The sequence below is a fragment of the Morganella sp. HSTU-ASny43 genome (assembly GCF_022819185.1).
GTDB lineage: Bacteria > Pseudomonadota > Gammaproteobacteria > Enterobacterales > Enterobacteriaceae > Morganella > Morganella morganii.
Window position 1 is genome coordinate 1 of record NZ_WSPG01000027.1, and the last position, 24217, is coordinate 24217.

Consider the following 24217-nt stretch of genomic DNA (forward strand, 5'->3'; position numbering starts at 1 on the left):
TAAGCGCCGCATCGGCGGCGCGGTTATCTCAGCCGGAATTTACGTCGAAGATCAGCAGTAACTTTCCCTTCAGTTATTCAGCAGGAAATCCACAATGACACAAATCACAGGCCGCAAAGGTGGCGGTGGCAGCCCGCGTACGCCCGTCGAACAACCGGACGACTTACAGTCCGTAGCCAAAGCTAAATTGCTGATCGCCCTCGGTGAAGGTGAATTTGCCGGTGAGCTGACCGGGAAGACTATTTTTCTGGATGGTACCCCGCTGCTGAATGCTGACGGATCAGAAAACTTTCCCGGTGTGGTGTGGGAATACCGTCCCGGCACTCAGGCACAAACCTACATTCAGGGGATGCCGGCGGCGGAGAATGAAATCACTGTTGGTACTACCGTGCAGAGCAGCACACCGTGGGCGCACGCATTCACCAACCCGCAATTATCCGCTGTCCGCGTTCGCCTGAAATGGCCGTCCCTGTTCCGCCAGCAGGATAACGGGGACATGGTCGGTAACGAGGTGAAATACGCCATTGATTTGCAGACCGACGGCGGCAGCTGGAAAACGGTTGTGGACGGCCGGGCGAAGGGGAAAACTACATCAGGTTATGAGCGTACTCACCGTATTGATCTGCCACAGTCGGCCACATCCTGGACACTGCGGGTGCGGAAAATCACGGCAGATGCCAACAGTGCCAAAATTGGTGACACCATGGTGCTGCAGAGTTACACCGAGGTGATTGATGCCAAACTGAGGTATCCGCATACCTCGCTGCTGTATATCGAGTTTGACTCAAAACAGTTTAACGGCTCCATCCCGCAGGTCACCTGCGAGCCGAAGATGCGGATCATCCGTGTACCGTCAAACTATGACCCGGAGCACCGGACGTACTCCGGCACCTGGGATGGTTCGTTTAAGTGGGCATGGACCAATAACCCCGCCTGGATATTTTACGATATTGTGGTTTCCGATCGCTTCGGCCTCGGCGACCGCATCAAAATGCAAAATATCGATAAATGGGAACTGTACCGTGTTGCGCAGTATTGTGACCAGCCGGTACCGGACGGCAAGGGCGGCGGCGGTACTGAGCCGCGCTATATCTGTGATGTGTATGTGCAGGATCGTAATGAAGCCTATACCGTGCTGCGTGACTTTGCGGCCATCTTCCGGGGTATGACCTATTGGGGCGGCAACCAGATTATCACCCTGGCGGATATGCCGCGTGACATTGATTACAGTTACACCAAAGCCAACGTGCTGGACGGCCGTTTCACCTATTCCGGCAGCAGCAGTAAGGCCCGCTATTCCTCCGCGCTGGTATCGTACTCGGATCCGCTGAACGGCTATGTCGATGCGATGGAGCCGGTGTTTGAAAATGAGCTGGTTTACCGGTTCGGCTTTAATCAGCTGGAAATGACGGCAATCGGCTGCACCCGGCAATCTGAGGCCAACCGCAAAGGCCGCTGGGGGATACTCACCAACAACAAAGACCGGGTAGTGACATTCGGTGTGGGGCTGGACGGCAATATCCCGCAGCCGGGGTACATCATTGCGGTGGCGGATGAAAACTTATCAGGGAAAGTGACCGGCGGCCGCGTCAGTGCGGTGAATGGCCGGAGTATCACCCTCGACCGCAAACCGGATGCCGCGCCGGGTGACAGGCTGATGCTGAACCTGCCGTCCGGTAAATCACAGGCCCGCACTATTCAGATGGTCACGGATAACGTGGTCACTGTTACCACGGAATACAGTGAAACGCCGGAACCGGAATGTGTCTGGGTAACGGAATCAGACGAGTTGTACGCCCAGCAGTACCGGGTGGTGAGTGTGACTGAGAATGATGATGGCACATTCACGATATCGGCGGCCATGCATGATCCGGACAAATACGACCGGATAGACACCGGCGCGGTACTCGATGAACGGCCAATCAGTGTTATTCCGCCCGGCAACCAGTTCCCGCCGAAAGATATCATCATTAACTCTTATTCTGTCGTGAACCAGGGGATCAGCGTTGAAACCATGCAGGTTACCTGGTCACCGGCAGAGAATGCCATTGCCTATGAGGCGCAGTGGCGGCGTGATGACGGCAACTGGATCAATGTACCGCGCAATGCCACGACTTCATTTGACGTGCCCGGGGTCTATTCCGGCCGCTATCTGGTGCGGGTCAGGGCGATTAACGCGGCGGAAATCTCCAGCGGCTGGGGATATTCAGAGGAAACCCGGCTGACCGGCAAGGTGGGTGATCCGCCGATGCCACTGAACTTCCGTGCGTCCACACTGGTATTCGGGATCAAACTGAACTGGGAGTTCGGGAAATTCACGGAAGACACCCTGAAAACCGAAATTCAGTACAGCAAAACCAATGACGGGCAGAACCTGTTACTGCTGGCTGATGTGCCGTACCCGTCCCGCTCTCACGAACTGGCCGGTCTGGCCGCCGGTACCGCGTTTTATTTCCGCGCCCGCCTGGTGGACAAAAGTGGTAATTATTCAGCATGGACCGATTATGTCAGGGGGATCTCTGAATTTGATGCAGGAGAAATACTGGCTGATTTGTCAGGGAAGATAGGTCATGACCAATTAGCACAGGACCTGCTGACCGAAATCAACAGTAAAGCGGACAGCAGTGTGGTCAGTGCTCTGGACGAACGTATGTCGGATATTGGCGGGGAGGTGACTGAGGCAACTTCTCAGGTACAGGCGTTGTCCGGTAAACTGGACAAAGTAAAGGCTGATTTAACAGAGTCAGTCGTTGTTGATCTGGATCTGTCAGCATTAGATGAAAGTACTTATTACCCGGTTATTCTCCCTCTGACGACCTCCCGTCGCTATTACTTCAGGGTATTTCGTACGCTGGGGCAATACGGAGATAACAAACCCGGTTATGCAACTCACGGCTCCGGCGGTTTTGCCATGATTGTTGAGTGGCTGGTGAGCGGTTCAGGATGGGGGACTCAGTCTGAAAACCGTATTATTAATAATGTTGACTGGCGATGGACAAATCAGTCTCCTGTCATGGGCCCTGCGCAGTTGACTCACAGCTCAGTGGAATATGTGTATTTACGCGGAGGCGCAAAATATCAGCTGACCAGGCATAAAAGTGTCAGTCACCGGATTGTCACTGATACTTACACAGGTAACGGGCAATCTGTTACACCAAAAGGTTTTGTTGCCGGTGAAATACCGGTGTCCGGTGAACAGCGGTTTAATGCCACAGCAAACGCAGTGAACCGGCTTGAAACGAGTGTGACAGAGGTTTCAGGAAGGGTCACATCAACGGCTCAGCAGGTGACACGTCTGGAAAGTCAGGTCGGGGCGGATTCGGCAAAAATTGAACAAACGTCAAAGGTTCTTACTGACTTAAACGGCAGGATTTCTGCATCGTGGACAATGAAAGTCCAGCTGGACAGCAAAGGGAATAAGGTCATTACAGGTATCGGACTGGGGTTTAATGCTCAGGGAAACAGTCAGTTTCTTGTTAATGCTCAAAATTTTGCCGTGATATCGTCACTGAACGGGAAAGTAGTAACCCCTTTTGTTATTCAGAACGGCCAGGCATTTTTTAACGATGCGCTAATCAGCCAGGCAACAATTGATAAGTTACTGGTCGGTAACCACATCAGATCAGTGAATTATGAAACAGGCCGGAACGGGTATTTTCTGAATGCGCAGACCGGAAATGCAGAATTTAACAACGGAGTGTTCAGAGGGACCCTGGACGGTGTGGACGGTCGTTTTACAGGGACGGTATATGCGGAGAGACTGGTCGGGGATGTTGCAGTGGCTGCTTCATATCCTCACGCCTCGGCACAAAATATCCATAGTGGTCGTGGCGGGTGGACAACGGCAACGTCTGTAATTACGTATGCAGGCGGAATGCCTTATGACATGACGTTGGTACTCCCTTCGATAACTGCCATTATTGAGGATGATACGGGGGGGCGTCCACGTCCGGTTGAGGGAGAACTGCGGTTCAGTATACGTGTGGATGGAGTTGGTCAGCAGGCAACTTCTCAGTGGTCAGGACTGAGTGTTATGGGATCAGCTCATGCGGTTATTCCTCGTGGACGAAAGAATGTGAAAATAGAAATTGAAGTGGGAGTCAGGCATAAAGGCAGGGCACATGTGGTTCTGAGGGAAGGGGTTGTGATGGCCTTCAAACGCAGTTCCGCATCATTCAGATAGCGGGGACGGAGAAAGCTCAGGGTAAACTGCGCCGGTGGTTACCGGCGCGGTCCGTGACTGTATTCTGTCAGGACGTTATGCTATGCGATCTACTGGAATCCAACCCGCCTCGATGTACGTGTTGAAATGCCGCAGAGCTCAGTGTGGAATGTGAAGCAGCGAACAGATGGACCGTGAGCAGGCAGAGCGTGACGCACGGGAAGCGGCAGAGCAGGCCGGAGACACAGAGGAATAAAACAAAGCCGCGCTGGCGGATGTCCGGCTCGGCAATTTTTATTGCGTTGGCCCAAATGTAACCTGACATAACTGGAGCATAAAGCCAAATCTAATCTTACAGACCGCTCTGTGCCAACAATAGATATAGTTTATATCCTTCGTGAGCCAGTTTATAGAGATCAGATCAATGCATCTGTTCAATGCAAAGAAGAAGTCCCGGTATTTCCGGAAAGAAATACCGGGAGTCTGTTGTTACCTGGCGATCAGCGCGAACACGCCCCAGCCAAAGTATTCACGCGCGTAGGTCACGTGACGTTTTGGCGAGACCGTTAGCTCAGCCCTGACTTCTGCCGCGAAGTCGTCGTTAGGGTTCGCTTCCAGCCAGCGGCGCATGGTCAGCCATTTCGCGGCTTCATACCTGTCCCAGCCTTCCTGGTCTGCCAGCACCATTTCCACCACGTCGTAGCCGAGGTAGTCGAACGCACTGATAAGTTCAGGCAACATCAGGAGATCAGCTATTGCGCTGACGCCGCATGCCTGAGCTATCTCTTCTGTTGAGGGTAGCTGACGCCAGTAGGGTTCCCCGATAAGCATGATCCCGCCCAGCTTAAGGCTCTGCGCCAGCAGCTCCATCATCCCGGCAAATCCACCGGCAATCCATGTCGCACCTACGCAGGCGGCCACATCGAATTTCTCTTCTGCCACATACCCAGCGGCATCATTATGTATGAACTGGACCCGATCACTGACACCAAGTTCTTCCGCGCGTCGTCTGGCCTGCTTGCTGAACAACTGGCTCATGTCGATACCGACTCCGGTAATCGCATGATCCCGCGCCCAGGTACAGAGCATTTCCCCTGAGCCGCTGCCGAGGTCAAGAATGCGGGTCTCCGGCTTCATGCGTAGCACACGGCCCAGTGTGGTGTACTTCTCTTCGGTGAACGGGTTGTGGATGCGGTGTTCGCTTTCACTGATGGTAAAAATACGTGGGATATCCAATGCTGAATTCCTTTTATTGCGTTGAGTATTAAGAGGAAGCTCCCCTGAGGTTTTTGCTTTTTCAGCCAACAGAGCAAACAGCTTCCCTTCAAATGTCTCGCTGACTGGCCAGTCGTGGCCTGCAGGGGGAGGCAGCAGGGTAAATCCGGTATTATTGAGCAGGCTGACGTACTCTTCATCGCGCCAGGCCGTCATTTGGCTGCCGAAACGAGTGGTGTGACCGTTTGCCTCTATGGCCCAGAACTGCGTTGAGCTGGTCTGTTCTTCTTTATCCCAGCTATGTTCCGTCAGCAGCAGATGAGGGACGCCCAGAAAAAGTCCATCCGGACAGCGTTGCCAGCTCGCTTCAGCCATTCCCTGACGCTTAACTTCTTCGAAAGTATGGACTTCAGTGAGCAGCCTGCCACCCAACTCCAGCCACAGCGCGCACCGGCTGACTAGTAAGCGTGCATCCGCAGTGCTGAACACATTCAGTTCCCCGAACGTCATCATGATGAAATCGAATGACCTATCCGGCCAGTATGCACGGATATCCTGCTGAATATAGTTGATGTTCAAATTGGCATTTTGCGCCTGCTGGCGGGCCCAGCTCACAGATGCTGGTGAGAAATCCACGCCGGTGCAGCGAAATCCGCGCTCCGCTAAGCGGTGGGTATAAAAGCCGGGACCGCAGCCGAGATCGAGGATGTGCGCGCCAGGGGATAACTGGCTGGCGATCCACTCTACCTGCTGCTCAATGATCTCCTGCCTGCGGCTGGCCCAGTCGTGATCCTGCGACAAGTGGTTCGCCAGCATGCGCTGGCTGAATGCTGGTTCATCCCAGGGAATTTTGCTTTCATCCGCTGAAAGCCGGTCATATCGGGATGCGTAAATAAGGGTATTAATATCCATCATGCCTCCTTAGCGGTTATCAAGCTGTGCGCGAACGTTATTCAGCCCGGTAGTGTTGATGCGGTACGGCTGACCGTTAACGGACTTGATAAGTTTTTTGGTTTTGAGTTTTTTGAAGGTGGCAAGGGTGCAGTCGGTAAGCAACAGCCCTTCGCGGGTGTAGCATTCAACGGCGATGAGGCGGCCAGACGTATCTCGGACTTGCGCGATACGACCACCTTTAGCGAGAACGTGTAAGGTACGTTGTTCCTGACGGGATAAATTCATACTGGAAAACCTGTTTAATCATCATGTGCAAAACGTGCAAACACATAGCGGTGTCCGCATTCGATTTCGGCGCATTGATAATCAGTTCGACCTGAAAAGGTCGGTAAGCTGATTATCGGATGATTACATTCTCCAGCATCAAAGCCTCGGGTTAGTTGAAAGGTATTTACGGAACAAATGGTAACACACAATTTAAATATGGGTATGTATCATACGATAAAGTGTGATTTGTTTCATAAAGCTCCCTTTTTTAACTTTGGCCTGCTCCCCATTGATTCACACAGAATGCTGTTAGCAATATTCGTTCTTCGCTTATAGCGGACTGCCGGATTTGATTTCAACGAGTAAAATATGTGACGCATAAGATTAGTAAAAATCAGATTGATGAGACAGTCAAATTTCTCTATCATTAGCTGTATATATATACAGCTAATCGGTTCTGAGTATGAAACTTGTCAAGATCAACGATGATACAATTCTGACATTGCCTCTGTTCTTGGAGCATGTCCCCGCTGGGTTCCCGTCACCGGCGGCGGACTATATCGAGGAACGCATAAACCTGAACAGTGAACTGATCCGACACCCGGAAAGTACCTATTTACTCAGGGTTGAAGGTAGCTCGATGATAGATGCGAATATCTTTGACGGTGATGTGGTTATCGTGGACAGCGCGGTAACTGCGGCGGAGGGGGATATTGTGATTGCCAGTTTTGACGGAGAGTTTACTGTCAAAAAATTGCAATTGTCACCGGTACCTATGCTGATCCCGATGAATCCGGATTATCAGCCTATCGTAATCAGCAGTGAGCAGGATTTACAGATTTTCGGTGTGGTCACCTACATCATCCATCGGGCGCAGTGATGTTTGCGCTGGTGGATGTAAACAGCTTTTACACTAGCTGTGAAAGAGTATTCCGGCCCGATCTGACAGGTAAGCCGGTTATCGTCCTGAGCAATAATGATGGCTGCGTGATCGCCCGTTCAGCAGAGGCGAAAGCCCTCGGCATCAAAATGGGGGCGCTGTATTATGAGTGTCGCGATTTTTGTTATAAAAACAATGTGACAGTATTCAGCTCAAATTATGCGTTGTACGGCGATATGAGCAGCCGTGTGATGACATTGCTCTCATCCTTCGCACCCGCCACAGAAATCTATTCTATAGACGAAGCCTTTCTCGATTTTACCGGCATGACCAGGATATTCAGCCCGGAAGATTACGGCTGTGAGATACAGGCTGCTATTCTGCAGAAAACACACCTTCCGGTCGGTGTTGGCATTGCACCGACAAAGACACTCGCAAAACTTGCCAACCATGCAGCAAAAACATGGAAAAAAACCGGCGGAGTGGTCGACCTTTCTGATAGGCTGCGCCAGCGTAAGTTACTGGCACTGATACCGGTCAGTGAAGTGTGGGGTATCGGTCGGCGAATATCGGCCAGACTGAACACCATGGGGATTCGCACTGCATTAGATTTGGCGAACGCCGCACCGGCGACTATCCGTAAAACTTTCGGTGTTATTACTGAGCGTACGCTGCGGGAACTGAACGGAGAACCCTGCATCAAGCTGGAAGAAGTCAGAAAGGTGAAACAGCAGATCCTCTGCTCCCGATCATTCGGTACCAAAGTGACGGACATTGTTACCATGAGAAAGGCTGTGTGTGAATATGCCGAACGGTCAGCGGAAAAACTCCGGGAAGAAAAACAGCGCTGCCGGATGATCGGACTGTTTGTACAGACCAGCAGACACGCTAACGGGCCGGATTATGCGAACAGTGCAAACATTTCGCTCGAGTATCCCAGCTGCGACACGCGGGACATCATCAATGCCGCCATGAGAGCACTGGATAGTATCTGGTGTGACGGGTATCGGTATCATAAGGCTGGCATCATCTTGTCAGACTTCACTGATTCAACCGTCACCCAGTTCGATATGTTCGCCACCCGGAAGCCGTTCAAAAACAGTGATGAGCTGATGAAGACTATGGACACAATAAACAACAGTGGGCTGGGCCGTGTGTGGTTTGCCGGTAAAGGCAGCGATAGCGGGTACAAGATGAAGCGCGAAATGCTGTCACCGGCATACACAACAAACTTTAGTCAGTTACCGGTGGTGAAAAGTTAATGTGGCACCAGTGAGATAAAGAGTTGTTGCAAATATGCAGTTTGTTTAAAAGATGGGTGTATAGCTGTTGGTAGGAGTGGTGGGACATATTTGGGACACAAATGGTTTTAGATGTGCTTTATACCTTTTCAATCTTTTTAATTGTTGGGACGTGAAAGCGTGACTTAATGCGGTATCTAATTGATTAAAAAACAAAACTACTGACTTGTAATCAGTAGGTCACCAGTTCGACTCCGGTAGCCGGCACCATATTAAAGCCCGCGATATCTTTGATATCGCGGGCTTTTCTTGTTGCCGCCTACCTCAAATGTTCACACCGTTTTGCTTTCCTTTGCACCACCTGACGATTAACATTAGGGAAACTGATTATTGGAATTCACTGCCCTTTACCGGTGTGCTGAATAAACAGGGAGTCGGCGTTCAGCGCGCCGGTGCTATCCGGGTGCCGTATCTGGCTGATGACCAGGGGCATTACAGACAGGCACCTTCTTTTGATTTCAATGTGACGTTTACCCGTACACTCCGCCCGGAGACCGGCGTTGTTTCAGCGCTGTTCCCGGATATTTACTGCATATAAGGTTTTACTATGCCAATTAAACAAACACGCTATGTCGATATCGCCTCTGCGGTCATCGGCGCTTCTGCTGTGCCTGAGCGTAAGCTGACCGCACGGTTATTCTCTGCTGATCCGAAAATTCCGGCCGGTCATGTCCTTGAGTTTGCGCCGGGTCAGGTTGATGAACTGCTGGGGGCGGATTCACCGGAAGCTCAGTTTGCCCGTCAGTATTTCAGTTATGTCAGTCCGGCACCGGTCAGTAAACCGAAAGAACTGCAGATTGCCGCATACGCGCCGGTCGGGCGCACACCGGCACTGTTCGGCGTTAAAGCGGCTGCATTGGCTGATCTGACTGCCGTCACCGACGGCACACTGTCCGTAACCATCGGTCAGACCACCAAAAACTATAAGGATCTGGATTTAGCGGCGGCCAAATCCTATGCCGATATTGCCTCACTGATCCAGGCAAAACTGAATGCTGAGAGTGAGCCGCAGTTCGCGGGCAGTTATCTCACTTTTAATGCACAAAAGAATGCGTTCGAACTGAACGGCGGTGTACAGGAGCATGTCTCCGCCGGTGTGGCGTATTCCGTTCTCGCGGATGCCATGGGACTTTCTTCCGGGCTGTCATCAGAAGGGCATCCGGCGCAGACACCACTGGAAGCTTTTATGGTGGCAGAGCAGGTATCTGACTCATTCGGCAGTGTGACGTTCCTCACTGAATTACCGGCGGAGCAGGCTGTGCCGCTGGCGCAGTATGTCGCCGGTGAGAATGTGAAATATCAGCTGCATCTCAGTGTGTCTGCCGACAATGCAGAGGAATTAAATTCCGCGCTGGCAGGAACGGCATCTGTTGGTCTGAACCTGAAAACGGACAATGGTTACTTTATCCAGGCGCTGCCGATGGCAGTGATGGCAGCGACCGATTATGACCGGACGAATGCTGCGACAAACTACATGTTCCGTCAGCTGGGTGTGACCTTCCCGGCACAGGTGACCAAAGACGCGGATGCGGATCGCTTCGACAAGCTGCGCGTGAACTATTACGGCGAAACGGCGGTGGCCGGCTCGCAAATCCGTTTTTATCAGCGCGGCTTCCTGTGCGGCGGAGCATCTGATCCGCTGGATATGAGTGTTCACGCCAACGAGCAGTGGCTGAAAGCGTATATCGCACAGCAGTGGTTCAGCCTTCTGTTGGCCACCCGCGGTGTTCCGGCCAACAAAGACGGTGAGGCACAGGCGCTGATGGTGATTGCCGGTGCAGTTACCAAAGCGCTGGATAACGGCACTATTCTGGCCGGTAAGAACCTGACAGAAGTACAGAAAATCGCAGTGGCAGATGCCTCCGGTGATGATCTGGCCTGGCACGATGTGCAGGACAAAGGTTACTGGTATGACGCGAAAATCACCGAAAACACCGGCAAAAACGGTCTGCCGGAGTATGTCATGAAATACGTGCTGATTTACGGCAAAGGCGACTGGGTCCGTAAAGTCGAAGGCTCACATAACTTAGTGTAAGTAAGGAAGAAAAATATGATTGAAGTATCAGCAACCGGTCTCGCGCTGGTGGTGAAAGCCAGCAAAACCTTTCCGTCAGGTATTCTTATCACCGCCTTTGCGGATGATGCGGATCCGCTGGATCTCCCGCCGACCGAGATTGTTAAAACAGGCGTCGATATCAACGGTAACCTGCTGAGCTGGTCAGCACCGGCACCGCAGACGGTCACAATTAACGTGCCGGCGGGCAGTGAGGAAGATCAGAACCTGGCTATCCTGCTGGACGCCAATACGGCGAAAAGAGGCCGCCGCGCCGCTGGGGATAATATCACGATGGTTGCCTCTTACGGCAACGGTTCGACCACCACCGCACGTAACGGCCGTATCACCAACGGCAGCCGCGGAAGCTCTGTCGCCGGTGCGGGCCGTCTGAAATCCAAACAGTACACATTTGTATTCCAGGATTTTGATTTTACACGTAATCGTTAATTCTGAGCGGGCGAAAGCCCGCTTTTTTTACGGGAAAAAATATGCTGATCAAACCTAAAGAAGTGGCGGTAAAAGATGCCGATGGTGTTGAGAAAACATTCATTATCAGCCGTCTTCCGGCAATTACCGGGCGGGAAATTCTCGCCAAATATCCGCTGTCCAATGCGCCGAAAATCGGTGACTACGAAGTCAGTAAAGATGCCATGCTGAAAATGATGGTCTATGTGTGTGTGCCGGTCAGTGGTGAAGAGATCCCGCTGAAGACACAGGCTCTGATTGATAACCATGTGCCGGACGGGGAATCGCTGATCCGCCTTGAGCTGGAAATGCTGAAGTACAACACCAGTTTTTTCGGCAAAGGCGGGAGCCGGGGTTTCCTCCCCTCCCTGCTCAGCAGGGCAGGCAGTTCACTCCCGTCGGTTATAAAAACGCTGATAGCTTCTTTGCAGTCATCATCAGCGAAAAACTCGCCACCCTCAGCGAACTCAAAACCTCAGTAGATCTGGAGGAGGCACTGGATCTGTGGGAAATCGCCATTACCAACAGATATAACGAAGCGCTGGCCGCTTTAAAGGATAGATAATGTCTCTGACGGAAACCTTTGTTCAGTTAATTGAATCTGATATCAGTCAGACAAACGGCGCACTTGATAATCTCCGGCGTTCCACGGATGACATCGTTGACGATATAAAACAGGCGCAGCAAAACACGCTGACGTTCGGCAGCCTGCTGAAAGAGATGTGGCCGTGGCAGGAGCAGGTAAGCGGCGGACAGTATATTGAGTTTGAGAGTAATGCCGGGGAAGTGACAAAACAGACCGGTGAAATGAGTACGAAACTGAGTGCCATTGTGACCTCGCTGGTACAGTTTACCGGCGGGGAATCTGACGCTGTATTTAAGGCGCTGAAGCAGAATTATGATGACCTGCAGAACAGCATCTCTGAAACCCGGCGCACCGGCGAGGCGGCAGCGGCGGCAGAAATAAGTGCCCAGAAAAAAGTACAGAGCGCTCTCCGTGATTCGGATGCCGCCTGGCAAAGTGCATTTGATAACGTTGCGGCACTGGCGGAAAAATCCCTTAATTTCGCCGGTATTTCAACGACAATCACCGGACTTATCAGTGATGCGACAGCCCGCGCCGCTGAAATTGAATCCATTGATAAACTGGGCAGAGAAATCAATATCACCACGCAGGATGTGGATGCGTTTTCCGGCTCGGTCGCTGCTCTCGGCGGAACCCGCAGTGCCGCACAGGCCGATTTATCCGCGATGGCAAAATCATTCGGTTTTGCCGGGGATTCGATGGAAAAGGTGTTACAGACTGCGGATAAAGTGCAGGGCATGTCATTCAGTGAGGCCAAAAAGACACTCGGCGGACTGGGTGTTGAGGATAACGGCACTGTTGAGATGCTGATGAAAGGGCGGGAAGAGTTATCCCGGATGATGGAAACACAGAAAGACTATGGCGGTATCACCCGCGAGAGTATTGAGCAATCCATCAGTTTTAACAATGCCATGCTGAGCCTGGAACAATCCGCCGGTCTCCTGAAAAACAGTCTGATGGGTATGCTGATCCCGGCGCTGGCTCAGGGGCTGGACTGGCTGGAAAAAATCGTTGTTTTTGCGAAAGAAAACAAAAATTTTGTCACCGGCTTTTTTATCGCGGTGGCCACCGTCGTGACAGGCAAATATGTTCACGCTATGAAACTGGCACAGATCAGTACATGGACCGCCATGCTGCCGGTTATGGCGGTGGTGGCGGGGATCCTTCTGCTGGCGGCGGTTTTTGCGCTGGTGTATGACGACATCATGAATTTCATCGACGGTAACGACTCGATGATCGGACGGATACTCGACAGCTATCCGGGACTGAAAGCGGTCATTCTCACGGTGTGGGAGGCGTTTGTCGTCCTGTTTGACTTCATTATGTCGGTGATTGGCGTTGTGGCGGATATTGTCGTCGCGGCTTACAACACCATGAACACGGCACTCAATGAGTTTATTGACTGGCTGACTGCCAGTATTCAGGGGGTGATGGCCTGGGGCGCTGAATTTGAAGCGGTCTTTGATACCGTGTCAGATGCGGTTGTTGGTATCTTCACATGGCTGTGGGAGCAGATTGAGGAGATCCTCGGCTGGATCAGTAAAGGGATGGATCTGGTCAAAGAGGGCTGGAGTACAGTGAAAGGCTGGGTCGGTATGGGGGATTCGGCAGAGATTGAACAGAACGTTAACCGTACCGTGACCACGAAGGGCAAACTGGAGTACAGCATCCCGGAAACCCCGTCTCTCAGTGAAGAGGAAACACTGAAACTTGCCGGACAAATCACCGGCCATGTCACCACGCTGGCGGCTAACCCGATGGCATCCCTGACCAGCGGAACGATCAGTAATCAGTCTGCGGTCAGCAATGAAAATATTATCTCTGTCGGTGAGGTCAGTATCGTTGCCAAAGACGGTGATCCGCAGACTATTGCGGCGGATATCGTTGAGGTGCTGCGGCAGCACATCGAAAATATGGGACATGAATATAATTCGGGGATGGAGAAATGATAACAGAAGTCAAAATCTTTGATGTGAACTCATTTGCCACGCTGTTTGATTCAGCAAGCCCGGTAAAACTGACAGTCTCTGATACCCATAAAGCCACATCGTTTCAGGTGGAATCCGGTGAAACCCGCAGTGATCATGTCGTGGTTAATGCGGTAACTATCAGTATGGATTTAATGCTCACCGGCGAAACAGAAGATGAGTTTAAGGCAATGCAGCAGGCGTATGACTATCACAAGCTGGTGTGTATTCAGACCAGGGTGAGAGCCTACGGGCCGATGCTGATCACCTCTTTTACCCATGATGAAAATCCGGAAATGGCTGATGGTCTCAGCCTCTCGCTGACCTTTACCGAGTGGCGGGTGATTGAACCGGAATACGGCGAACTACCGCCGCGCAAGGTGGTGAAGAAAAAACAGAGCAGCACAGTGAACAGCGGCAAAGTGCAGGCTCAGACGGCGGCACCGCCACCGGCGAAAAAAAGTTCTGTTGCCGTAAAACTTGCCGGCGGGGCTGCCGGTAAACCGGGGGGCAAATGAAAATTATACCACTGAATACCGTGCCGAATCAGCGCCTGCGGGTCACGCTGAATGAACAGGAATGGGAACTGACAATCAAAACCGCGCACGGAGTGATGTGCTGTGATATCCGCTGCGATGATGAGATTGTTGTGCAGGGGATGCGGATGCTGCCGGATCAGCCGCTGATCCCGTACCGCTATCTTACGTCAGGCGGCAATTTTACGTTACTGACCGGCGGGGACGCATTGCCCTGGTGGGAACAGTTCGGAAAAACACAGACACTGGTCTGGCGGGGGGATGATGATTGACTTACGCAGGATCCGCTGCGCCATCGAGGTTAACGGCCGTCTGCAATGGTATGAGGGCATGCGTATGCATGCTTCGGGCACGAAATACGCCAATCCGTTACAGAATGACTGTTCATTCAGCATTGATGGCCTGAATACACAAACCCGCAACATGCTGCTGACGGAAACCAGTCCCTTTACGGAGAGCAAAACACCACCCCGGATCATTCTGGAAGCCGGGCGGCGCAGTACCGGCGTATTCCGCATCTTTACCGGCGATATTGTCAGCGCGGAAATTGCGTCACCGCCGGATGTGACACTGACGCTGAAAGCCAAAACCGGCAATGCCGGCACCCGCGATATTGTGACTTCCGGGGGGCAGGCGATGTCAAAAATGAGTGAGATCGCTGCAAAAATCGCAAAAGACTGCCATGTTTCACTGGATTTCCAGGCGACCGATAAAAATGTCGCTAACTGGTATTTTTGCGGTCCCGCGCTGAAGCAGATTGAGCGGCTGCAGGACGCCGGGAATGTGAAAGCCTTTATTGATGACGATGTGCTGTATGTGAAAGACAGGGATAAAGCGCTGTCCGGCAAACTGCGTATTCTGAGTCAGAAAACCGGCATGATCGGGATCCCGAAAGCGACAGAGAAAGGGCTTGAAGTGTCATATCTGATCGACGGTGAATCCTGCCTCGGCGGTATGCTGCGGCTGAACAGCAAATTCAACCCTTCGCTGAACGGGGATTACATCATCGAGCAGCTGAAATTCGATATCGCCTCACATGAGGATGCCTTTTTTTATACGGCAACCTGCAAACGGGCCTGACGACACGGGCAAAGCAATGAATAAACCTAACAGTGATATGGCCAGTGAAGGCAGTCTGGCCGGGCAGTTTGCGGCTGCGTTCCGCAGTCTGCTGATGAATATTGACGATATGCTGCCGGCCACGGTGGTCAGTTATGACGACACGAGCAACCGGGCCGTGGTGAAACCGCTGGTGATGATGGTGACGACCGCCGGAAAGAAAGTCGGGCGCGGTGCGCTGGCTAATATTCCGGTGTTTCGTTTCGGCGGCGGCGGTTTTTTTATCCGTATGCCGGTAAAACCGGGGGATTTCGGCTGGCTGAAAGCCAATGACCGGGATATCAGCCTGATTTTCCAGCGCGGCGGACTGGAAGACGAACCCAATACCGCACGTCTGCACACATTCAGTGATGCCATGTTTTTTCCCGATACACTCAAAGGCTGGGTAATCGACGGCAAAAATACGGATGCCCTGGTGGTGCAGTCTGCGGATGGTGCTGTGTGTTTATCGCTGCACGGGGATAAAGCCGTACTGGATACACCGTTGTTTGAGGTTAATGCACCGGAAACCATTTATACCGGGAATGTGACTATTAATGGTAATCACGCTGTGAATGGTGACAGTAATGCGGCGGGCGGCACCCTGAAACATAACGGCAAAGACATCGGTTCAACCCACAAACACAGCGGTATTCAGCGCGGACATGAGGATTCAGGAGAACCGCTATGATGACATTTGATGTCAGTGAAAATAATGATCTGTTCACCGGGGGAGACGGTAATCTCGCCATCGCCCGCGATGAACAGGCAGTAAAAAACAGCTGTGCTCAGTATATCAAAGCACTGCGCGGCGAAATGCTGCATAAGCAGGACAAGGGCATTCCGTATTGGAAAACCACGTTCGGACGGCAGGCGGATCTGCCGGTGTTTGAAACCGCATTCCGTGAACGGATAGGGGAGATCCCGCAGGTCACAGAAGTGATTTCATTCGCGGCCGTCCTGAAAGATAACAATCTGAGCTATACCGCTGTTTTACAAACTGAATACGGGAGTATCAGGTTAAATGGCTGAATATAACTATATTACCTCATCCGGCGTGATTATCCCGGATACTGCTGAGCAGCGCACAGCCGTTGAAAATGAGTTTAAGGCGGTGTTTGGTCAGGATCTGGATATTTCGCCGGAAACCCCGCAGGGGGTGCTGATCACGATGGAAACAGAGAATCGTGATGCCATTGTGCGTAATAATGCGGAACTGGCAAATCAGATAAACCCGGATCTTGCCGGAGGCGTGTTTCTGGATGCTATCTGGGCACTGATGGGAGGGGAGCGCCGGGATGCCACCCGCTCGATTCTGACGCAGGTACAGTTCGGCGGTGTGCCGGGCACTATCATTCCGAAAGGGGCACAGGCAGAAACACTGGCCGGTGACACGTTTTTCACCACAAAATCGCTGATTATCGGTAAAAACGGGACTGTCAGCGGCGATATGCGTGCAGTTGAAACCGGTCCCGTGGAGTGTCCGGCCGGGCAGATGATGACGGTGGCCAGTTCTGTTCTCGGATGGGAGACGGTGACTAACCCGACCGGTGCGGTTACCGGCCGGATTGCGGAGTCTGATTTACAGTCCCGCCGCCGCCGTAAACTGACACTGGCAAAAAATACGGTCAGTGTCGGTGAGGCCATGACTTCCGCGTTGTATGAACTGGAAGGTGTCCGCTCTCTGGCATACCGGGAAAATTATACCAATACCCCGATGGCAGCGAACGGTATCACGCTTGTACCGCACAGTGTGTATGTCTGCGTCGAGGGCGGGGAGAGTCAGTAAATTGCTGCCGCACTGCTGCGGACCAAAACCATCGGTGCCGCCTATAACGGCAGTGAGGAGGTTGAGGTGACGGAGCCGGTCAGCGGGCAGGTTTACACGGTAAAATTCGATCGCGCAAAAGAAGTGGTGCTGTTTTGTCGTGTGACGGTCAAAAAAACCACCCTGGATGCACAAACGCTTATCCCGGCGGCGGTGGAAGCCTGGGCAAACGGCGATACCGGGGGGGATGGCTGGCTGGGGGGCGGGCGGGAAGTTTCACCGTTTGAGATTTCTGCCGGCATTAACGCCGCTGAGCCGCGGCTGTTTATCAACCGTATTGAATTATCCGCAGACGGCACACACTGGTCACCGGATATTTATCCGGTAAAACTGACGGAAGTTGCCAAAATTAACCGCAGTGCGGTTCAGGTGGTGTTTGTATGACAGACTCCATCCAGTCGTTTTCATTTCATTCAGATCTGCTGCGGGCACTGTTATGGCAGTACGAAGAGGCGGAAAACCTGAAAGCGCTGGCCCGCCATAAATTGGACTGGTTTGAGCGGGCGACCGTCAGCTTCTGGCAGAACTGGTACAACGATGTGTTTAATATCGATACCGCCACTGATTTTGGCCTCGGTATCTGGGCGCGGATCCTGGATGTGCCGCTCGGGGTGGATATTCCGCCGCATGATAAAACAAAAATCGGTACCGGTTTTGGTAATAAAAAGGCCAATTTCAGGGCGAATTTCCGGCGTAACAGTGATTACACACTGTCACTGACACAGGAACAAAAACGGCTGATTATCCGTATGCGTTATTTCAATCTGACGCAAAGCCCGACTGTCAGCAATATTAATGAATTCCTTGAACGGTTTTTCGGCAATAAAGACAGCAGGGTATTTGTGCTCGATCCGCTGGATATGACCTATCTGTATTACGTGTTTAATTTTAATCCGGATGAACGCCTGCGCGTTCTGCTGGAGAACTTCGATCTTATGCCGCGCCCGTCCGGTGTCGGCGTCAAATACCGGATTGTGACCAAAAAAGCCTTTGGTCATGGTGAAAACCGGAAAAACTTCCTGAGCAGTAACTTCGGAGCATAAAACGTATGACTAAATTATTTAAAGTCCCCTTTGCAACACAAGGGGACCGCGCTGCTATTCCTGATGAAGTCCGGGCCGATGGCGCGGTTTCCTATACCCAGGGCTACGGGTATGACTACGAGCGGGACCAGGCCACAGATCCGGCTGCCAAAGATATTGAACGTGAGAAGATGAACAGCCTGTTCCACGATATCACGGAAGCGGTCGGCGAAATGCAGTCCTTCGGAGTGCCGGTCTGGCAGGAGGCCGGTAAACCGTATGCTGTCCGCAGTATTGTGTACCACAAAAATAAAACCTGGCAGTCAAAAATTGAAAATAACACCACCGAACCGGTTGCCGGAACGGCATGGGCAGAACTGAAAGCAGATTTGACCGCCGGAGAGGTGGGCGCTTACAGCAAAGGTGAGTCTGATCAGAAATTCCAGCCTGCGGGTAATTATCTGCCGGAAGGTTACAGTTATTCCAAAGCGGAATCTGATACTAATTTCCAACCGAAAGGTAATTATGCCACTAAATCTGAATTGATTAACGGGTTGGCAGGTAAACAACCGGTTGGTGATTATGCAACTAAAACAGAGAGTAACGGAAAACTAGCTAAAGATAAAAATGGTGCGGATATACCGGATAAAAGCGAATTTATCAATAATCTCGGTTTGAGTGAAAAATTTCAGCCGAAGGGAAACTACCAACCGGCGGGGAATTATTATGTTTTTAGTGATATTACAACAATGCCGGAACGCGGTTTCAATGGGGTTTTTTCAGGCGGAGTGAGTGTTAAATATATCAAAGGGTTTTCAATATCATCAGGAAGCGGAGGGTCTGATACAGCGCAGCTATATATTGACCATAAAGCAGGGCTGACAGTTAGATATTTAAATAATAATGGGGCAGTAAATGAGGATAAGATTGTCGGTATTCCTATTGGCGCCACTATTGAATGGCAGTCAGCAGTAGCCATTCCTGACGGGTTTTTAATAAATGATGGTCGCGAGTTTAATGCATCTTTATACCCAATGCTTGCCAAAGTTTTTCCGGATCTGAAACTCCCTGATGACAGAGGACTTTTTAAACGCGCATTAGACAATGGGAGAGGATATGATTCCGGACGAAAACTCGGGAGTTTTCAAAATGATGCAATGCAAAATTTAACCGGGAATTTTGGTAACCCGACAATTGAAGGCGGTGATTTCTCAGAAGGAGTATTCCGGCATTCAGTAAATAAAGGCGGACGTGCTGCTGGTGCCAATGCAAACTCAATTTCGTACTCTTTTGATGCTTCCCGGCAAGTAAGGACAGCTCATGAATTCAGACCGGTAAATAAAGCGGTTATTTATATTACAAGGGTTATTTAAAATGGCAGAATACAATACAAAAATTCAGTACGCAAAATTTGACAAGAATGGCCTGGCAATCACTCCCGGATGGGCGGAGGTTTATTGTTGTCATCCCCTTACAAGAGAATATACCGGCAAAAGCCAGGATGAAGTTCCGTTAGGATTTAGTTTAAAAGCCGATGTTTATTTGGATAAACCAGTAATACCTGCTCCCGGATTTGCAGTTGTTCGCAGTGAAGATGGTAAACATTGGGTGCATACTGAAGATCACAGAGGTAAAACTGGTTATGACAAAATTACGAAAGAAAAAATTCAAATAAGTATGTTTGGTACTTTACCAGAAAATCTGACATTACGTGAACCACTGACACCTTTTGATAAATGGAATGGTGAGGAGTGGGTCACAGATGAGTCCGAAAAATTAAAACATGAAATCACCATAGCGAATAGTCGAAAACAATCCTTGCTGTCTGAAGCAGAACAGATGATTGTTATGCTTGAGAGAAAAATACGCCTGGGGATGGCAACTGCTGAAGATCAGGTTAAGCTGACAAAATGGGAAATTTTTAGTATAGAAGTCACTGATACTGATACATCAGCAGGTATCGCTACAACATGGCCTGTTTTTCCGGATTCGGTGGATTGATAATATCAGAAGCGGCGGTTTAATCTGCCGCTTCTTAATGAAAAGAGTAATTAAGTAGAATGATTAGACTTTTATGTGTCCTATACATGAGAGTAGCCTTATAACATTTTTTAATTTTATATTTAATGCTGTTAGTATTAATACCATGTAAGAATCCTATGGATAAAAGGAGGATCCGGCTTTTCTGAATACATTGAAATAAATGATAACTATTTTCGGAGCACTGATACTTTGAAAATGCATCTTTTCATTATTAAGTAAATACGGGATCATATCCATGAAGAGATTAGACGGTGAACCATGGCAATTTAATCACCTCATGCGTAACCAGTGAATCTGACTGCTGGTGAAAATATTCTGCCGGATAAAGAGACGGTAATATTTTTACCTGCCACAAGGTACGGGGACAATCACGGCGGTAAAACGCTATAATCGGTGTTCAGTATATTGCAGATAAGGGTAATGCTTTTATGACTGACAACGACGATATGCGGGCGTATTCAGAATTCGATTTTGAAGCTATTGCGCAGTGTAATCAAATCAGAGATATGCTGATGGCGGCGCTGGAAAGACGAAATAAAGAAATGCAGCGTCTGCGGATAAAAACACAGGAAATTCAGCGGGAATTTCCCGGTGATTTGAAAAAGCTTCAGGCGCATATGCGGGAAATGAAAGATTCCAATAATGAAGTCATGGCGCTGGTCAGAGAATATAATGTCTGGGCTGAACGGGCCGGATAAGCTGGTACTGGAATGAGCCGGGTAACCTGCTGATATGACAGCGCAGATGCTGCCCGGCATTTTATCCGGACATTCCGCTCCGGTGCCGGGGGTTTTTCTGCTGTTTACTGTAATGCCCCGTTTACGTATTACAGTGTATTTTTCTGCCTTCTTTCTGTTTTTTCTTCTTATTTTTTTCTGTCACCAAAAGCGGTTGCGGCAGAAACAATGCACAGCAATATATCAGGACGGAATTCTCTTTTATCCGGTATTAAACTGCGGAATTTTTACCGTATGATTTATATGAGTAATACAGACGATCGAAAAGTACTGCTGCAGCAAACGCCGGATGAAATGATACTGCAATATGCAGAAAACCGGCAGGCATTGTTTAACAGCGCGATGGATAAAGATCCCTCTGGGTTGCTTTGTTTCAGCTTCATTTACCCTGCAGAGCCGGATAACGGAGCTGTCATGACATTTTTACCCGCAAAAGAAACAATGCCGGGTTTATCTCAGGCAGAAACTGACGCATTATATACCGGTATCTTTCTCCGGCTGCGCCATACCTATGGTGATTTGCTAGATGAAGAGGAAGCCGAAACCCTGGAAAAGGATGCCATACTGGCCTGTGAAATAAAATCAGCGCTGTATCAGAATATATTACAGCTCAGTCCGCGGGATGCTGCCGGGGTATTACGTTACATCTGGGGCAGGGACGGGATTTTCTGAGCGGTTACGGAGGAAATGATGCGTCATTATATTGCCGGAATATGTGCTGCTTTGTTGTCTGTCGCCATAATACCCGCCGGTTACGGTGCGGGAACGCTGAATCAGGCGGCTCAGCAGCTTGACCGGCTGGTGTTGTATGATCCGTCCTATGAAAAAATCGCCTATCCCGGCGGGGATGTTTCACCCCGGAAAGGGGTATGTTCGGATGTGGTGATCCGCAGTTACCGGAAAATAGGTATCGATCTGCAAAAAGAGGTGCATGAAGATATCAAAACGGCGTTTTCTCTCTACCCGGGCCGTAAATTGTGGGGACAGACACGGCCGGATACAAATATTGATCACCGCAGAGTGCCCAATCTGATGGTTTTTTTCAGCCGGAAAGGAGAAACCAAACCGATCACACAAAACGCGGCGGATTATGTGGCTGGTGACATTGTGACCTGGCAGCTGGATAATGGTCGTCCGCATATCGGTATTGTGATCGGTAAAACTGCGCTGTTCAGCGGAAATCCGCTGGTCATGCATAATATCGGCGGCGGACAGGTCAGTGAGGATGTGCTGTTCAGCTGGAAAATCACCGGGCATTACCGGTATAAAGCCGGGAAAGAATGAAAGAGCCGGCGGTATGCCGGCTCCGGAAATTATTTTTTCACCTGGTGTCCGATAAGGCCGCCGATTGCCGCACCGCCGACGGTTCCGAGTGCGCTGCCGTCGGTCAGGATTGCACCACCAACAGCACCGACACCGGCTCCGATAGCAGTATTCCGGTCACGTTTCGACATATTTGAACAACCGGCTACAGCAATCAGCAGGACTGCGGATAAAGTCACTGTGCTTACTCTCTTAATATTCATTTTCATCTCATAAACTCCTGAACAATAGGCGTGTTACAACATAGACCTGTTCGGGAATCGTCTGTATCAGAATAATCGGGAAATACGTAACAATCCCGGTACATTACCTGATATCAGCTATACCGCTAATGGCTTAAACGACAGATGGCAATATAAAATACCGTAAGTGGAGTTGATGGCATTACTGAGATGTTCAATCCGGCCATTATGCGCCGTGACTTCGGCTTCATCCTCAATAGCGGCGAAACAGCAGTGAAAGGATGTGTCGGCAGCAGCGCTTCTTCCGCATCGCACTGAATGTGCACCGTGGTGATATGTTCTGCATATGATGACATCGGTTACCTCCGCAAATCAGAAGATACTCCTTTTCATAGTAACCGGTTCATGTGTAAAAACAGAGAATAAATAACAGTCAATTCCTGATTTTGTTATTTTAAGACAACTATCAGAATAATATACGGGCAGATAAGATAAACTACGATTGGAATATATGCAGGGAGTTATTGCACAGCAGGGATCAGAACAAAATGGCCGCAACAGCATAGTCCCGGCCGATAATGATCACCAGCCTGCTGCATCAGTCATAACAGGGATGTAATAATTAATCACCCGGACTGCCAGTTTCGGGTTTTCCGGGTTTAATTCAGTGATGTTTTCCTGAAATATGTACTCTTCCGTATCCGGATGCTCCGGATGGCGGATTATATTCAGTTCCGGCAGAATATTATTATAGATATCATAAGTAATATCCTGAAAATCAATATCTGAAAAATCACCGGTAAAAATAATTTTTAAGTAATGGGCATGTCCGGGCGTATAAACAATATCCTGCGGCATCGTATTTTTCAGGCAGTGTGCTTCGGCCAGGGTGGCATAATACATTGAGAAAGTGTCCCCGGCAGATTTACTGACACCGTGTATGGCATAAACCGCCTCCGGTAAAGCGGTCAGCCGCTGTAAAAAAGGCTGCCAGTAATATTTGCGCAGCTTTGGCAGGTTCATATTCCAGGTATCCGATGCCGCCTGATACACATTCGAAGTCCCGGTCAGCACTTTTTCCGGCAATGTCGTCATCTCAACCGAGGAGTGCAGTTTTCCGGCATAACGTTTCGGCAGTACAAAGCCTCCCGGCTGCCAGCCGCTTTTTTTACGGTATCCTGACGGGGTAATACCAAAATGTTGTTTGAAGGCACGGCAGAATGTCTGTTGTGAATCAAAGCGGTACTTCATGGATAAATGCATCAGGTTGAGCGGTAGCAGGCGCAGGGCGATGGCCGCACAGGATAAACGCCGTGCACGGACATAATTTGCCAGGGTATAGCCGGTCTGTTGTTTGAAAATACGCTGAAAATGCCATTTGGAATATCCGGCTTTCCCGGCAACGGCTTCTAATGAAAGATCAGACTCAAGATTATTTTCTATCCAGTTTAAAATTTCATCAACAACGCATTCGTTAAACATAGCTTTTCCGTGTATTTCTCAGACGGAGGTATTATATCGGCACCGGTATTGAAAAACAGCTGATTTACAATAACAAATAAATTTCCCGTTTTCACAGGGCGGGCAAACATGGTTATAACTGTATAAATAAACGGTTAATTCTGCCTGTAATAAACATGGTTTTATCTGTCCGG

General features: G+C 50.2%; 23 protein-coding genes and 2 pseudogenes. 20 read left to right on the forward strand and 5 right to left on the reverse strand.

Annotated features, from left to right (window positions below):
* Positions 1–94: 94 nt before the first annotated feature.
* A complete protein-coding gene (locus tag GN208_RS13855; RefSeq protein ID WP_243828447.1) occupies positions 95–4183 on the forward strand; it encodes a DUF1983 domain-containing protein in 4089 nt (1362 codons plus the stop codon).
* A 468-nt stretch (positions 4184–4651) separates the two neighbouring features.
* Here the strand turns inward: GN208_RS13855 and GN208_RS13860 are convergent, their stop codons facing one another.
* Positions 4652–6289, reverse strand: coding sequence for a class I SAM-dependent methyltransferase (locus GN208_RS13860; RefSeq protein WP_015422653.1), 1638 nt, complete (start codon positions 6287–6289; stop codon positions 4652–4654).
* A gap of 9 nt (positions 6290–6298) precedes the next feature.
* On the reverse strand, positions 6299–6556 hold the full coding sequence (locus GN208_RS13865) for a YjhX family toxin (protein ID WP_015422654.1): 258 nt from the start codon (positions 6554–6556) through the stop codon (positions 6299–6301).
* Positions 6557–7001: 445 nt separating this feature from the next.
* Here GN208_RS13865 and umuD point away from each other — a divergent pair, with 445 nt between their 5' ends.
* The 19 genes and pseudogenes from umuD (at position 7002) to GN208_RS13960 (ending at position 22341) form a co-directional block, all read left to right on the forward strand.
* Positions 7002–7418, forward strand: a complete 417-nt coding sequence (gene umuD / locus GN208_RS13870) for a translesion error-prone DNA polymerase V autoproteolytic subunit (protein WP_015422655.1) — start codon at positions 7002–7004, stop codon at positions 7416–7418.
* Entirely contained in the window at positions 7418–8680 is a 1263-nt protein-coding gene (umuC, locus tag GN208_RS13875) for a translesion error-prone DNA polymerase V subunit UmuC (protein WP_096875109.1), read from the forward strand. The genes umuD and umuC overlap by 1 nt, the downstream gene beginning before the upstream one ends.
* Positions 8681–9053: 373 nt before the next feature.
* Positions 9054–9257 (forward strand): annotated as a pseudogene (locus tag GN208_RS13880) (hypothetical protein); the annotation flags it as partial.
* Between the two features lie 9 nt (positions 9258–9266).
* Complete coding sequence (locus tag GN208_RS13885) at positions 9267–10754, forward strand: DUF3383 domain-containing protein (protein WP_004237450.1); 1488 nt, start codon at positions 9267–9269, stop codon at positions 10752–10754.
* Between the two features lie 15 nt (positions 10755–10769).
* Entirely contained in the window at positions 10770–11222 is a 453-nt protein-coding gene (locus tag GN208_RS13890) for a hypothetical protein (protein ID WP_004237449.1), read from the forward strand.
* A 41-nt stretch (positions 11223–11263) separates the two neighbouring features.
* Positions 11264–11722, forward strand: coding sequence for a hypothetical protein (locus GN208_RS13895; RefSeq protein ID WP_004237448.1), 459 nt, complete (start codon positions 11264–11266; stop codon positions 11720–11722).
* An 82-nt stretch (positions 11723–11804) separates the two neighbouring features.
* Positions 11805–13775, forward strand: coding sequence for a hypothetical protein (locus GN208_RS13900; protein WP_004237447.1), 1971 nt, complete (start codon positions 11805–11807; stop codon positions 13773–13775).
* On the forward strand, positions 13772–14311 hold the full coding sequence (locus GN208_RS13905; protein WP_004237446.1) for a phage baseplate protein: 540 nt from the start codon (positions 13772–13774) through the stop codon (positions 14309–14311). The genes GN208_RS13900 and GN208_RS13905 overlap by 4 nt, the downstream gene beginning before the upstream one ends.
* The gene (locus tag GN208_RS13910; RefSeq protein ID WP_004237445.1) at positions 14308–14601 is read left to right on the forward strand and encodes a hypothetical protein; all 294 of its coding nucleotides are present in this window, start codon (positions 14308–14310) and stop codon (positions 14599–14601) included. The genes GN208_RS13905 and GN208_RS13910 overlap by 4 nt, the downstream gene beginning before the upstream one ends.
* A complete protein-coding gene (locus GN208_RS13915; protein ID WP_243828451.1) occupies positions 14594–15409 on the forward strand; it encodes a hypothetical protein in 816 nt (271 codons plus the stop codon). Before GN208_RS13910 ends, GN208_RS13915 begins: the two co-directional genes overlap by 8 nt.
* A gap of 16 nt (positions 15410–15425) precedes the next feature.
* The gene (locus tag GN208_RS13920) at positions 15426–16118 is read left to right on the forward strand and encodes a Gp138 family membrane-puncturing spike protein (RefSeq protein WP_004237442.1); all 693 of its coding nucleotides are present in this window, start codon (positions 15426–15428) and stop codon (positions 16116–16118) included.
* Complete coding sequence (locus GN208_RS13925; protein WP_004237440.1) at positions 16115–16459, forward strand: hypothetical protein; 345 nt, start codon at positions 16115–16117, stop codon at positions 16457–16459. The genes GN208_RS13920 and GN208_RS13925 overlap by 4 nt, the downstream gene beginning before the upstream one ends.
* A pseudogene (locus GN208_RS13930) lies at positions 16452–17639 on the forward strand (baseplate J/gp47 family protein). Before GN208_RS13925 ends, GN208_RS13930 begins: the two are co-directional and overlap by 8 nt.
* Positions 17636–18298 (forward strand): DUF2612 domain-containing protein, encoded by a 663-nt coding sequence (locus tag GN208_RS13935; RefSeq protein ID WP_004237438.1) that lies wholly within the window; start codon positions 17636–17638, stop codon positions 18296–18298. Before GN208_RS13930 ends, GN208_RS13935 begins: the two are co-directional and overlap by 4 nt.
* Before the next feature lie 5 nt (positions 18299–18303).
* A complete protein-coding gene (locus tag GN208_RS13940) occupies positions 18304–19650 on the forward strand; it encodes a phage tail protein (protein ID WP_004237434.1) in 1347 nt (448 codons plus the stop codon).
* 1 nt (position 19651) lies between these two features.
* A complete protein-coding gene (locus GN208_RS13945; RefSeq protein WP_004237433.1) occupies positions 19652–20278 on the forward strand; it encodes a tail assembly chaperone in 627 nt (208 codons plus the stop codon).
* Positions 20279–20748: 470 nt separating this feature from the next.
* A complete protein-coding gene (locus GN208_RS13950; protein ID WP_004237430.1) occupies positions 20749–21018 on the forward strand; it encodes a hypothetical protein in 270 nt (89 codons plus the stop codon).
* A 453-nt stretch (positions 21019–21471) separates the two neighbouring features.
* On the forward strand, positions 21472–21729 hold the full coding sequence (locus GN208_RS13955) for a hypothetical protein (RefSeq protein ID WP_225310084.1): 258 nt from the start codon (positions 21472–21474) through the stop codon (positions 21727–21729).
* Between the two features lie 18 nt (positions 21730–21747).
* A complete protein-coding gene (locus tag GN208_RS13960; protein ID WP_015422662.1) occupies positions 21748–22341 on the forward strand; it encodes a DUF1287 domain-containing protein in 594 nt (197 codons plus the stop codon).
* Between the two features lie 29 nt (positions 22342–22370).
* On the opposite strand, the gene osmB is transcribed toward GN208_RS13960, so the two are convergent.
* The 3 genes from osmB to GN208_RS13975 form a co-directional block, all read right to left on the reverse strand.
* On the reverse strand, positions 22371–22589 hold the full coding sequence (gene osmB, locus GN208_RS13965; protein ID WP_004237426.1) for an osmotically-inducible lipoprotein OsmB: 219 nt from the start codon (positions 22587–22589) through the stop codon (positions 22371–22373).
* A gap of 111 nt (positions 22590–22700) precedes the next feature.
* On the reverse strand, positions 22701–22877 hold the full coding sequence (locus GN208_RS13970; protein ID WP_243828448.1) for a hypothetical protein: 177 nt from the start codon (positions 22875–22877) through the stop codon (positions 22701–22703).
* 267 nt (positions 22878–23144) lie between these two features.
* Entirely contained in the window at positions 23145–24044 is a 900-nt protein-coding gene (locus tag GN208_RS13975; RefSeq protein ID WP_004237424.1) for a helix-turn-helix domain-containing protein, read from the reverse strand.
* Positions 24045–24217: the final 173 nt, after the last annotated feature.